The 261-nt window shown below is 66.7% G+C and carries 1 protein-coding gene; it reads left to right on the forward strand.

Features of this window, described 5'->3' with window-relative positions; all coding sequences use genetic code 11:
* Window positions 1-36 precede the first annotated feature (36 nt).
* Window positions 37-261 (forward strand): hypothetical protein (locus tag SM755_RS23830; protein ID WP_323174862.1); only part of this gene is annotated, 225 nt, incomplete at its 3' end.

Raw genomic sequence — 261 nt, forward strand, 5'->3', positions numbered from 1 at the left:
GGATTATTACGAGGCCGTTCGGTACTGGATGTCGACATGTGTGCCCGTTCGACCTCCGACCACGACGCAGCGACCGGCGGTAGCACAGCCCGCAGCGGTATCGACGCGTCCACCGCCATCCGCGGTGCCGCCGGTGGCGCCGCGGCGTTCGTCGCGACGTACGTCGTGTCGTTCCTCCTCTGGACGTTCGTGAAGCTCCCCGAGCCCGATAGCATCGGCGAGGCACTGAACCAGGCCGTCATCGGTATCGTCCGCGACAGC

Origin of the sequence: Natrialba sp. PRR66, assembly GCF_034808065.1 — an archaeon.
Taxonomy (GTDB): Archaea; Halobacteriota; Halobacteria; order Halobacteriales; family Natrialbaceae; genus Natrialba; species Natrialba aegyptia.